General features: G+C 32.1%; 11 protein-coding genes. All 11 read right to left on the reverse strand.

Annotated elements, in window-relative coordinates; all coding sequences use genetic code 11:
• Position 1: 1 nt before the first annotated feature.
• Complete coding sequence (locus KXZ80_RS13920; RefSeq protein ID WP_021431739.1) at positions 2 to 772, reverse strand: ATP-binding protein; 771 nt, start codon at positions 770 to 772, stop codon at positions 2 to 4.
• Positions 773 to 817: 45 nt separating this feature from the next.
• The gene (gene lpdA, locus KXZ80_RS13925; RefSeq protein ID WP_021431738.1) at positions 818 to 2,212 is read right to left on the reverse strand and encodes a dihydrolipoyl dehydrogenase; all 1,395 of its coding nucleotides are present in this window, start codon (positions 2,210 to 2,212) and stop codon (positions 818 to 820) included.
• Between the two features lie 21 nt (positions 2,213 to 2,233).
• Positions 2,234 to 3,115: a methylenetetrahydrofolate reductase gene (locus tag KXZ80_RS13930; protein ID WP_021431737.1), complete on the reverse strand. Its 882-nt coding sequence runs from the start codon at positions 3,113 to 3,115 to the stop codon at positions 2,234 to 2,236.
• A 31-nt stretch (positions 3,116 to 3,146) separates the two neighbouring features.
• On the reverse strand, positions 3,147 to 3,818 hold the full coding sequence (locus KXZ80_RS13935; RefSeq protein ID WP_021431736.1) for a methylenetetrahydrofolate reductase C-terminal domain-containing protein: 672 nt from the start codon (positions 3,816 to 3,818) through the stop codon (positions 3,147 to 3,149).
• Between the two features lie 26 nt (positions 3,819 to 3,844).
• On the reverse strand, positions 3,845 to 4,717 hold the full coding sequence (locus tag KXZ80_RS13940; protein WP_021431735.1) for a bifunctional 5,10-methylenetetrahydrofolate dehydrogenase/5,10-methenyltetrahydrofolate cyclohydrolase: 873 nt from the start codon (positions 4,715 to 4,717) through the stop codon (positions 3,845 to 3,847).
• Between the two features lie 59 nt (positions 4,718 to 4,776).
• Positions 4,777 to 5,409 (reverse strand): cyclodeaminase/cyclohydrolase family protein, encoded by a 633-nt coding sequence (locus KXZ80_RS13945; RefSeq protein WP_021431734.1) that lies wholly within the window; start codon positions 5,407 to 5,409, stop codon positions 4,777 to 4,779.
• A gap of 242 nt (positions 5,410 to 5,651) precedes the next feature.
• Complete coding sequence (locus KXZ80_RS13950) at positions 5,652 to 7,331, reverse strand: formate--tetrahydrofolate ligase (RefSeq protein ID WP_021431733.1); 1,680 nt, start codon at positions 7,329 to 7,331, stop codon at positions 5,652 to 5,654.
• Positions 7,332 to 7,380: 49 nt separating this feature from the next.
• Positions 7,381 to 8,154 carry an ATP-binding protein gene (locus KXZ80_RS13955; RefSeq protein WP_021428422.1) on the reverse strand — a complete coding sequence of 258 codons (774 nt, stop codon included), beginning with the start codon at positions 8,152 to 8,154 and terminating at the stop codon, positions 7,381 to 7,383.
• 37 nt (positions 8,155 to 8,191) lie between these two features.
• The gene (gene cooS, locus KXZ80_RS13960) at positions 8,192 to 10,114 is read right to left on the reverse strand and encodes an anaerobic carbon-monoxide dehydrogenase catalytic subunit (protein ID WP_021428464.1); all 1,923 of its coding nucleotides are present in this window, start codon (positions 10,112 to 10,114) and stop codon (positions 8,192 to 8,194) included.
• A gap of 159 nt (positions 10,115 to 10,273) precedes the next feature.
• Positions 10,274 to 11,185 carry a bifunctional enoyl-CoA hydratase/phosphate acetyltransferase gene (locus KXZ80_RS13965; RefSeq protein WP_021431732.1) on the reverse strand — a complete coding sequence of 304 codons (912 nt, stop codon included), beginning with the start codon at positions 11,183 to 11,185 and terminating at the stop codon, positions 10,274 to 10,276.
• A gap of 155 nt (positions 11,186 to 11,340) precedes the next feature.
• On the reverse strand, positions 11,341 to 12,486 hold the full coding sequence (locus tag KXZ80_RS13970) for a tetratricopeptide repeat protein (RefSeq protein ID WP_021431731.1): 1,146 nt from the start codon (positions 12,484 to 12,486) through the stop codon (positions 11,341 to 11,343).
• Between the last annotated feature and the right edge of the window lie 8 nt (positions 12,487 to 12,494).

The raw sequence follows: 12,494 nt of genomic DNA on the forward strand, positions 1-12,494 counted from the left end.
TCTAATTTAATTCTAATTTAGATATAATATCTTTAATAGCGATTTTTGACTTAGCATCTTCAGGTAAATTTATTAAAGGTATACCTGAAGAATCATATTCATATATCATATCATCTAAAGGTACAACACCTAAAAGATCTAATTTATGTTTCTCTATTTCCTCTTTTACACCATCATTTAAAATTCCATTTGGAACCTTATTTACTACTAACTGCATATCTCCTACATTTAAGTTTAACTCTCTAGCTAAATCTCTTATTCTTGCAACTGCTTGAATACTACGTCTTGAACAGTCACTAACTAAAAGTAATTTATCTATATGTTTAGTAGTTTTTCTACTTAAATGTTCCATACCAGCTTCATTATCTATAACTAGGTAATCGTAGCTATCTGAAAGTTTATCTGTTTGCTCTCTTAAAATTCCATTTACATAACAGTAGCAACCTTCACCTTCAGACCTTCCCATAACTATCAAATCATATCCTGGTCCTTCTGCTACAGAAGTATTCAGTCTATATTGTAAGTATTGAGCTTTAGTCATACCTCCTGGAAATGCATTCCCTTGTTTTTCTCTTTGGTTTATTTCTTCTCTTATTTGACCTAATGTTACATCTATATCTAATCCTAGTACTTCATTTATATTAGCATTTGCATCTGCATCAACTACTAATATTGGCCCCTTATTTTCTTTTACTAAGCAGTTTATTAGAAGACCTGTAAGACTCGTCTTTCCAGTTCCACCTTTCCCTGCCACTGCAATATTAAATCCCATAAGATTTCCCCCTTTGTTCGTCTAAATAGAACTTATTTATTCTACTTATGCTTTTGCTAATTTAGGAGCTGCATGCACACATTCACCATGAACATCATGAAGTGCTTCCATTATTCCTTCTGATAATGTAGGATGTGCATGTATAACATCCCCTACTTCTTCAACTGTTAATCCTAAGTGAACTGCTAAAGATAGTTCTGTTAATAAATCAGTTGCATGAGGTCCTACTATAGACGCTCCTATTATTTTGTCATTTTTATCTGCTAATATTTTAATGAAACCTTGGAAATGTCCTATTGCCTGAGCTTTTCCTAGTGCTCTAAAATCGAATTGTCCTGTATTATACTCTATACCATTTTCTTGAAGCTCTTTTTCAGTTTTCCCTACTCCTGCAACTTCTGGTTCAGTATATACACATCTTGGAACTGCTGCATAATTTACAGTCTTTGAATTGCCACAAACAGCATTTTGTGCTGCTACTAATCCTTCCTTTGATGCTACATGCGCTAAAAATGGTGTGTTTATTATATCACCAATTGCATATATACCTTTAACATTAGTTTCTAAATTTTCATTCACTATAATCTTGCCTCTCTCTAGTTGTATTCCTATATCTTCTATTCCCGAATTATCAAGATAAGGTTTTCTTCCTATAGATAGTAAGGCTTTTTCAGCTTTAACTTCTTTACCATTAGACAGAGTTGCTACGACCTCATTGTCAACTATTTCACATTTTTCGATCTTAACCCCTGTCATCACCTTAATTTTATCTTTTTTAAATTGTCTTTGCAACTGTTTAGCAACATCTTTATCTTCAAGTGGAAGTAATTGATCAAACATTTCTACAATAGTTACTTCCGTTCCTAAAGCTCTAAAAAATTGACCAAATTCACATCCTATAACTCCTCCGCCAACGATTAACAATGACTTAGGAATATCCTTTAGATTTAACGCTTCATCACTAGTTATAATCTTATCTCCATCATAAGGAAACATAGGTAGTATAACTGGCTGAGATCCATTTGCAAGTATTATTTTATCAGCCTCTACTAATTCTTTACTTCCATCTTCTTTATTAACTTCTATTTTATTTGTATCTACTAATTTTCCAAATCCATTAACTAATTTAATTCCTCTTTTTTCAAATAAAAATTCTATTCCGCTAATTAATTGACTTACTACTTTATTTTTTCTATTCATTATGTCATCAAAGTTGGCTTCTACTTCTCCATTTATATGTATTCCAAAATCTTTAGCTTCTTTTATAGATGATATCAATGATGATGATGCTAATAATGCTTTTGTCGGTATACATCCTACGTTTAAGCAAGTTCCTCCAACTTTTCTTTTTTCTATAACTGTAACTTCAGCCCCAAGCATAGCAGCTTTTATAGCAGCTACATAACCACCTGGTCCTCCTCCGATTACTGCTACTTTCATTTCTCAATCCCCCTATGAAATTTATAATTTTGCTGCGTCTAAAATTGCTGGAACATTTTCTTCTGCTCCAATTGCCATTATATGCACTCCATCACATAAATCTTCATCTCTTAATTGTTGAATTAATTCTCCTGCTATTTTTATTCCTTCACTTGCCCAGTTTTCTTTTCCTACCGATCTTAATCTATCTATAAGCTCATCTGGAACATATATACCTGGAACATTTTCATTCATAAATTTAGCCATTCCTGGAGATTTCAATGGAATTATACCTGCCAAAATCTTAGTATTCATTTCCTTTGTATGCTCTTTAAATTCTCTCATTGTATCTATATCATATACAGCTTGAGTTTGAAAAAACTTAGCCCCTGCATTTATTTTCTTTTTCATTTTTAATAATTGTATTTCAATAGGTGTGTATCGAGGTGTCACTGATGCTCCCAAATAAAACTCCGGGGATCCTTTTAATTGATTGCCTACCATATCTGTTCCTTGTGAAAGTTTCTGTGCTGTTTGTAATATTCCAACACAATCTAAGTCAAATACAGGTTTAGCTTGAGGATGATCTCCTACTATGGTGTGGTCTCCTGTTAATGCCAGCATGTTTTCTATTCCAAACACACCAGCTGATAATAATTCTCCTTGAATTGCAATTCTATTTCTATCTCTTCCAGTTACTTGTAAAACCGGTTCTAATCCTTCATCTTTTAACAATTTACATGTAGTAAGTGAAGTTGTTCTCATTACTGCAGATTGAAAATCAGTTACATTAACGGCATGCACTCTTCCTTTAACAGCTTTTGCACACTCTACTAAGTGTGATAAGTCTATTCCCTTTGGAGGAGCCATTTCAGCAGTTATTGCAAACTTACCGCTTTCTAAAGCTTCCCTTAATAAGCTCATTGTTTATCCCCCTTCAACCTTTTAAAACTATTTAAGCATTTGCCATAGCTTCTTTTTTCTTTAAACTTAAGCTACGTGGGTTACACGCTTTTGAATAATCTTTTGGTTCTTTTACTTCTAATAGGTTATCAAGCTGATTTATTGCCTTTAATCTATTATATATAAGAACCCAAGCACAATCATTTTCAGGATTTACTTCACATTTTCCATCTCGTGCTCCACCGCAAGCTCCATTTAATAATCCTTTAGCACACATAGTAACCGGGCATATTCCTCCAGTCCATGCAAGTTCACAAGAACCACATGCTTTACATGCTTCCTCAAACTCTCCAACTCTTTTAACTTCGCCTATAAATAAAGTGTCATTTGCTGGATATACTGGTTTATCTTTTATATTTTTAACCACTGTTTGAGTTCCATCTCCGCATGCTAAGGACAATATAGCATCAGCTTCTTTTATCTCAGATTTCAACTCTTTCAAATCTTTCTTTGATTTTAAAAGATTACATGCAGGGTCTAATACTTTGTATCCTAAAACTTCTTTTCCTTCAGCCTCTAACAATTCTTTCATCTTTAAAATTTCTGTTTCTCCACCACTTTTGCAAGTAGATGCGCATAGATTACAACCTACTAAAACTAGTTTTTTAGCATCTTTAACATAACCTAAAATCTCTTCAAATGGCTTATTTTCAGAAATTATCATCTCTATTCCCCCTTGAAAATCCCCATTTATTTTTTATTTTGTAACTTACAAGCTTTAACTATATTAGTAGCTAATATAGAAGTTGTTACAGCTCCTACGCCTCCTGGTACTGGTGTTATCATAGAAACTTTGTCTAATACATCTTCCATATCAACATCTCCACATAAATTACCTTGATCGTCTACATTTACACCTACATCTATTACTATTGCTCCATCTTTTACATAGTCTTTTTTAACCATCTTAGCTCTTCCAACTGCTGCTACTAATATATCAGCTTGAGATGCTATTTCTGGTAAATTTCTAGTTTTAGAGTGGCATATATTAACAGTTGCATTTTCATTTAATAAAAGCATTGATAGTGGCTTTCCAACTACCATAGATCTTCCTAAAACAACAATGTTTGCACCAGTTAAATTTATATCGTAGTGCTTTAATATCTCTATAACTGCCGTTGGTGTACATGGTGGATATCCAGTTTTATCATTTTCTACTATCTTAGCTGTATTTATAGGATTAAAACAATCTATATCTTTTTTAGGACTTATCTCATATTTTATTTCATCTTCACTTAAATGCTTTGGAAGTGGTCTAAATGTTAAAATCCCATTAACTTTATCATCTTCATTTAATTTATGTACAGCCTTTATAAATTCCTCTTGGCTTATATTCTCATCTAACTCTACTACTTCTGTTTCAATTCCTATGTTTTGGCATCTTTTAAGTGCTCCTCTTTCATAGGCTAAATCATCAGGTCTTTCACCTACTCTAACTATTGCTAACTTAGGGTTTATACCCATTTCATTTAAATTTTTAACTTCTTTTTTTAAATCTTCAGTTATCTTATCTGCCACAGGCTTACCTTTTATTATCTGTGATTTTACATTAGTTTCGTTCATATTTTTGTTGCCCCCTATATCTTATTTCATAAAAATTTCAAATTAAAAATACATAAAGTTTATTTGTTTAAAGCTAATTCAACCTTTTTATAAACTTCGTCACAAATTCTAACTCCATCTTCAACAAGCTTATTGACTTCATTTCTAACAGTCTCAACATATTGTCCATCTTTTATAGAATTTATATTTATAAAAACATTTAATTGTCCACTAAGAATTGCAGCTCTTAGACATTGTACACCAACACCAACATCACTTATTGCTAGCCTTGATCCTTTGTCTACCAAATCTTCGTGTAGTTTTATAGCTTCATAACATACCTTTACTATCTTTATTGGTACTTCACATGCTGTCTTAAGGGCACTTTCCATAGTTTCATCTTTTACCTTTTTCTCTTCTTCTGTAGAACTAGGTAACCCGTAAGCTTTTGATAAAGGAAGAAAACACTCTGCATCTTCATCTATCATATCTAGTAATTCTTTTTCTAAAGTTCTAGCTTTTTCTAATATACATTTTACACTTTCTTCATACTCAGCATATTTTTTCTTTCCTATAGTTAAATTGCATACCATACTACCTAATGCAATTCCTATAGATCCAGTTAAAGCTGCTGCTCCACCTCCACCTGGAACTGCTGATTTTGAAGCTAGTACATCTACAAACTCTATACAACTTTTTTGTGCTATCTTCATACTTATCTCCCTATAAAAATTAATTTATTAAAAAATTATACTAGGTAGCTAAATAAGAAATATAGTTTCTGCCGTAGCACTTTAAAGCATATCTTTTCAGTGCTTTATTCGTAGGAATTAACTATATTTCCTACAAGCCCCTTTATAAATTTTAAGCTAATCAAAAATATTTCATATAGTAGGGAAGTAGTAAATATAGTTTTTTTGTATAAAAATCAACTATATTTACTACACCTATCTATCTAGAATAATCCTGATATTACTCCATTTTCATCAACATCTATTCTTTCTGCTGCTGGAACTTTTGGAAGTCCTGGCATCTTCATTATTTCACCAGTAAGAGCAACTATAAATCCAGCACCTGCAGATACTGTTAATTGTCTAACTGTTATTCTAAATCCAGTAGGTCTTCCTAATTTTGTTTGATCATCTGTTAAAGAATATTGAGTTTTAGCCATGCATATTGGTAATTTACTAAAACCTAGCTTTTCTAAATTTGCTATCTCTTTTTCTGCTGCTGGCGCAAAGTCTACTCCATCAGCTCCATATATTTTAGTAGCTATTGCTTCTATTTTTTCTTTTATAGATAAATCATCTTCATAACAGAATTTAAAGTTATTTTCTTCTTCATCTAATAATCTTAAAACTTCTTTAGCTACCTCAATTCCACCTTCTCCACCTTTTGCCCAAACTTCAGAAAGTGCAACATTAACACCTAACTCTTTACACTTATCTTCTACTAATTTAAGCTCTGCTTCAGTATCAAGTGGGAATCTATTTATAGCTACAACTGCAGGAAGACCATAAACTTTTGTTATATTCTCAACATGTTTTAATAAGTTTGGTAAACCTGCTTCTAAAGCTTCTAAGTTTTCTTCATTTAATTTATCTTTTGCTACACCGCCATTGTATTTCAATGCTCTGACTGTAGCAACTATTATAACTGCATCTGGTTTTAAGTCTGCCATTCTACATTTTATATCTAAGAATTTTTCAGCTCCTAAATCAGCTCCAAATCCAGCCTCTGTTACAACATAATCTGCAAAATGCATAGCCATTTTAGTTGCTATTACAGAGTTACATCCATGAGCTATATTTGCAAATGGACCTCCATGCACAAATGAAGGAGTTCCTTCTAATGTTTGAACTAAATTTGGTTTTAATGCATCTTTTAGTAATGCTGCCATTGCACCATTTGCATTTAATTGTCTAGCTGTTACTGGCTCATTATTGTATGTGTATCCAACTATAATATTTCCTAATCTTTCTTTTAAATCTATTATGTCATTTGCTAAACAAAATGCTGCCATTATTTCAGATGCAACAGTTATATCAAATCCATCTTCTCTAGGAACACCATGTGCTTTTCCGCCTAATCCATCAGTTATGTTTCTTAACTGTCTGTCATTCATATCAACACATCTTCTCCAAGTTATTCTTCTTGGATCTATGCCTAGAGCATTTCCTTGATGTATATGGTTATCTAACATAGCTGCTAGTAAATTATTTGCAGCTCCTATAGCGTGGAAATCTCCAGTAAAGTGTAGATTTATATCTTCCATAGGTATAACTTGAGCATACCCACCCCCAGCAGCTCCACCTTTAACTCCAAATACTGGACCTAAAGACGGTTCTCTTAAAGCAACTAAAACATTTTTATCTAATTTAGCAAATGCGTCTGCTACTCCTATAGTAGTTGTAGTTTTTCCTTCTCCAGCTGGAGTAGGGTTTATAGCAGTAGTTAATATTAACTTAGATTTTTTACTTTTACTATCTTTCTTTAATAAGTTATAATCAACCTTTGCTTTGTATTTTCCATAAAGCTCTACTTCATCATCAGTTAAACCTAATTTTTTAGCTATTTCCCTTATATCTTGAGGTTTTGCCTCTTGAGCAATTTCTATATCTGACTTAAATCCCATAACTAAATCTCCTCTCACTTTACTTCATTATATTTATTATACTAATATCTTAAGAATTCGTCATTAATCTATTTTTTATTTTGACGATTTGATCTTTAGTATCTAAGCTAACATCGTATGGAGATTTGCTTGCTCTATCAGAGTCTATAACATCTTGATTGTAGTAAATAAAGCCTAGCAATTCGCCATCCTGTAAATTACTAGTCACAAAGTCTTCATCTGACTTATTTCTAATTTTATTCCCTACTACAAAAACTTTTTTTACACCTATATCGTTACCTAGTTTTTTTACTTTTCTATAAGTTTGTAAACTTCTTTCTCCTGGTTCAACAACAACTATAAAGGCATCCACTCCTTGTGCTGTTCCTCTTCCTAAATGTTCTATGCCAGCTTCCATATCCATTATTACTACATCTTTATTTTGTAGTATCAAATGAGAACATAATCTTTTTAATAAAACATGTTCTGGACATACACATCCCGATCCTCCAGAATCAACAGTTCCTAAAGTAAGTAACCTTACATTGTTGTATTCCTTACAGTATAAGTCTGGAATATCATCTACCTTAGGATTCATTTTAAACATTTTTCCAAAGCTTTGAGCTTCAGCTCCTGTTCTTTCAGAAACTAATTTTTTCATTTCTGAAATAGGAGTTATCGATTCTGAAATTTCAGTTGGAAAACCTAATGCTAAACCTAAGTTTGCATCTGGATCTGCATCAACTGCTACAACTCTATATCCTTCATCAGCAAATGTTCTTGATAACATTGAAGAAAAAGTTGTTTTTCCTACTCCACCTTTACCTGTTATTGCTATTTTCATATCTCTCTCCCTCTGTCATTAGTTTATTTTTTATTTTTTAAGCTTCTGCTGTAACTTTTTTATTATTTTTCTCGTATACTACCTCTTCAAAATGAGGACGTTTAGATTCTATATTGTTTACTATTGCACTTGCTAACTCTTGTGGATTTTCATGTACTGCAAACTTAGCTCCTACATGCTCAGTAATTGTATTAGTTAATTTTTCTACCATATTAGCAGAACCACCAACAGGAGGCATAACACCTAAGAATGTATCTATTCCTGAAGATACAACGTAGCATGCTATTGCAACAGCTTTTTCTGACATCCACTCTGGTGCAACCCCAGCTACTGGAAGATCATTCATATCTAAATCTAAATAGCTAGCACAAGCTGCTACAACTTCTAATATACGACTTATATCTACACATGAACCCATGTGTAGCACTGGTGGTATATCTGCTAATTCACAAACTGTAGCTAATCCTTTACCTGCTAATTTTCTAGCATCTTTGCTTAATAAACCATGTTTAGCTGCTGCTTGAGCTGCACATCCTGTTGCAACTACTATTATGTCATTTTTTATTAATTCCTTCATTACAGTTATGTGACCTTCATCACCTACTGTTTTAGGGTTATTACATCCTACTATACCAACTGCCCCTCTTAAAACTCCAGATTTTAGACAGTCTACTAATGGTTTTATAGTTCCTGGTTCATCTATTTGTGAGTTCACAACTCTATCTAATTGAGATAATATAGCTTCTATACTATATCCAACCGTTGCGAACGATTTCCCCTCTGGTATAAATACTTTTTCTGCTTTTCTATTTTTATAGTTTAATATAGCTTCTTTTACTATACCTTTTGCTGATTCTAATGCTTCTTCTTCGTTGAATTCTATGTGAGTTGCTCCTGTGATTTTTGCTTTTGGTGATGTTGTTATGAATTTAGTGTGATAGCAATCTGATAATGATGCTAGTGCTGGGAATATACATTGAACGTCTACTATAACAGCTTCAACTGCTCCAGTTAAAATTGCCAATTCTTGTTGATGGAAGTTTCCAGCCATCTTAACCCCATGTCTCATAGTAACCTCATTAGCTGTACAGCACATTCCCGCTAAGTTAATACCTTCAGCTCCAACCTCTTTTGCTAAAGCTATCATTTCTGGATCTTCTGCAGCTAATACTACCATCTCTGATAGTGAAGGTTCATGACCATGTAATATTATATTTACTTTATTATTTTCTAATACTCCTAAGTTTGCTTCTGTTTCTCTTGGTATAGGTGTTCCAAATAAGATATCACTAAAACGTGTTCCTATCATAGATCCGCCCCAACCATCTGCTAAAGATGTTCTCATACTCATATGTATTAAACTATCTAGGTCTGATGTACAGCCTATATGAGTAGAGTGCATTATTGTTACAATCTCTCTATCTATAGCTCTTGGTTTAATTTTATATTTTTCCCAAACTTCTTGTCTTTGTTTAGGTGCTCTTTCTAAGAATCTTAATGTTCCATGAGGTTTCCCAAATTCCATTAAAGCTACATCTGCTACCTCATGAGCTATATCATATATATCCCTATCTTCTGTAGCAACTCCCCATTCTGTTGCTAAATCTAATAGTTTTTTTTCATCTCTTATTTTATAATTTCCATCTGGACTAGCAAGTGCCATTGTATGTGCTATATCTCTTGCATGGTCAGAGTGAGCTGCTGCCCCTCCAGCTACCATTCTTGCAAAGTTTCTTCCAACTATAGTATCTGCATCTGCTCCACATATACCTCTTGGTGTTTTGGGAGTTATTCTACATGGTCCCATTGCACATATTCTACAACAATTTCCTTGTAATCCAAATCCACAGGCAGCTTTCATAGCAGCCTTTCTATCAAACGCTGTTTCTACCCCATCTTTTTTAGCCTTCTCCAACATAAGCTGAGTATTCAAATCAATTGACCATATTTTTTCACTCATATATCTATCCCCTTTTTATAAATTTAATTAAGAGAAGTATTTTGTTTTGTATAAGCTACATTCATTGCCGCATTTTATATTTATTAATTACCTAAATTATAGCAATTAAATAGCACACTTTCACTATAATTTAGGTAATTTTTTAACAAAATTTACATATTACTTAGCTTTCATAGCTATTAATGCTCCATATGCTATAGAGTATAACTTTGATTCATGGCTGTCAGCCCTTGAAACGAGTACAATTGGACTTTTAGCCCCCATTATAACTCCTGCAGATTTTGCATTTGAAAAATATGTTAAAGATTTCCCTATTCCATTTCCAACTTCTATCGTAGGTACTAAAATTACATCTACATCTCCTGAAATTTTACTTTTAAAACCTTTTACTTTAGATGCTTCTTGTGATACAGCTAAGTCAAATGCCAAAGGCCCTTCTAATGTAACATTTGATCCAAAGATTCCAGCTTCACTTGCATCTTGTAACTTTTTAGCATCTATAGTTGCCTGCATTTTTTCATTTACTTTTTCTTTAGCCGCTAAAGCTGCAATTTTTATATTATCAATATTAAGCGACTCACAAGCTTTTATTGCATTTAAAACTATTTTTTCTTTTTGCTCATAATTAGGGCTTATGTTCATGCCTCCGTCAGTTAGTATTAATAATTTATGATAATTTGGTACTTCATATATCATTACATGACTTAGTAAACTATCAGTTCTTAATCCATACTCTTTATTTAAAACCTGTTTTAATAGTATAGATGTATCTAATAATCCTTTCATTAAAAAATCTGCTTTTTTACTACTTACTAATTTAACTGCAATTTCTGCACATTCTTCGTAGCTTTGAGCTTCAATCATTTCAGTTTTTTCCAAATTTAAACCTAGATCTTTAGCTATTAACTTTATTTTTTCTAAATTTCCTATTAAAATCGGATCTATTATATTCATATTCATTGCATCTAAAACAGCATGTAAAACTTCTTCATCTTGTGCTGCTGCTACTGCTAATTTAACTTTTTTGTTTACCTTTAATTCCTTTATTATGTCTTCTAAGCTGTTGATCATTGTAACTCCTCCTTATATCTTTACTTTTGCCCTATTCTAAATATGTGTATAAATTTTTAAAGCTACATTTAATCTATTTGACATAGCTTTATTTACTCCTTTTAATAATAAAAAAAACTATAAAGATTTAATCTTTATAGCCTTTTTTATTTATATTATCTAAAGTTATTTAACTCTCTTAAACAAGCAAGTGTAACTTCGTCTTGTGGATCTATTTCATATGCTCTTTCTATATAGTAAGTAGCATTATCTAAATCTCCATCATTTAGATATGCCATACCTAAATTGCAAAGTATTTCTGGATCTTCTTTCTTTAATTTTGCTGCCTTTTCAAAGTATTCTATAGCACCTTTCATATTATAACTAGATGCTTCGCAAAGCCCTAATTCAACTAAAGTATCTACTTGATTTGGTCTTATTATAAGTATTTTTTCAAAATATTTCTTAGCTTGTCCTACATCATTCATATTTCTATAAGCTAACCCTATCATGAATAATAAGTTCCACCAATCACCATGCTCATCAGCTAATGGTAATAATTTTTCTAAGGCTTCTTCATTTTTACCTTGGAATACTAGATTATATCCTTCTTCATACTGAACTTTAAAATCCATTTTCCCTAAAATTTCTTGTATCTCAGCCATAAAGTCTTCAGGTAATCCTAATTTTATAGCTTCTTCCCAAGTAACCTTAGTTTTTATATATTGATTTTGGTTGTAATAATGATAACCTAAATGATAATGAGCAAGTGCAAATGATTCATCTAAATCTCTAACTTTTTCTAAAGCTTCTATTGCATCTAATAAGAATGCTTCCATAGGCTTCTCATCGCCATTTTTTTGATGCTGCTTAGCTAATTCTTGGCATACTATTGCATAATGGTACAGTGAATTAATATCATCTGGATATAATGTCACACTACATTTTAAATATATTAGAGAATCTGTATAATCTCCAACTTCAAAATACTTTCTAGACATATAACCCATATATGCTTTTAAATCTAGGTCTAAATTTTCTTCAATAGCTTTAAGAAATTTTTTATATTCATCATTGTATTTAAAATTTCTATCAATTCCCATGATGTATATCATTGCATCTGCAATAGACATAGAACTTAACCCATCTTGAGCTGTATTAGTTTTTATACCTTTAACTAATACATCATTTTTTATAGGAACATCTAACCCCTCTTTCGGGAATGTGTATCCTTTTAAATTAAAGTCTGCTCCATTTTTAATTTTTAAAAATGCTAATTCTTCAGCTTTTTTTAATATATATTTTTCAACTCTAAACTTCATATTGACCT

It is taken from the genome of Paraclostridium bifermentans (genome assembly GCF_019916025.1).
GTDB classification, from domain to species: domain Bacteria; phylum Bacillota; class Clostridia; order Peptostreptococcales; family Peptostreptococcaceae; genus Paraclostridium; species Paraclostridium bifermentans.

Coding starts and splice junctions, on each gene's coding strand:
- KXZ80_RS13935 (WP_021431736.1), bottom strand. CDS start 3,818: ATGATAATTTCTGAAAATAAGCCATTTGAAGAGATTTTAGGTTATGTT.
- KXZ80_RS13955 (WP_021428422.1), bottom strand. CDS start 8,154: ATGAAAATAGCAATAACAGGTAAAGGTGGAGTAGGAAAAACAACTTTT.
- KXZ80_RS13965 (WP_021431732.1), bottom strand. CDS start 11,185: ATGATCAACAGCTTAGAAGACATAATAAAGGAATTAAAGGTAAACAAA.
- lpdA (WP_021431738.1), bottom strand. CDS start 2,212: ATGAAAGTAGCAGTAATCGGAGGAGGACCAGGTGGTTATGTAGCTGCT.
- KXZ80_RS13930 (WP_021431737.1), bottom strand. CDS start 3,115: ATGAGCTTATTAAGGGAAGCTTTAGAAAGCGGTAAGTTTGCAATAACT.
- KXZ80_RS13945 (WP_021431734.1), bottom strand. CDS start 5,409: ATGAAGATAGCACAAAAAAGTTGTATAGAGTTTGTAGATGTACTAGCT.
- cooS (WP_021428464.1), bottom strand. CDS start 10,114: ATGAGTGAAAAAATATGGTCAATTGATTTGAATACTCAGCTTATGTTG.
- KXZ80_RS13970 (WP_021431731.1), bottom strand. CDS start 12,486: ATGAAGTTTAGAGTTGAAAAATATATATTAAAAAAAGCTGAAGAATTA.
- KXZ80_RS13920 (WP_021431739.1), bottom strand. CDS start 772: ATGGGATTTAATATTGCAGTGGCAGGGAAAGGTGGAACTGGAAAGACG.
- KXZ80_RS13940 (WP_021431735.1), bottom strand. CDS start 4,717: ATGAACGAAACTAATGTAAAATCACAGATAATAAAAGGTAAGCCTGTG.
- KXZ80_RS13950 (WP_021431733.1), bottom strand. CDS start 7,331: ATGGGATTTAAGTCAGATATAGAAATTGCTCAAGAGGCAAAACCTCAA.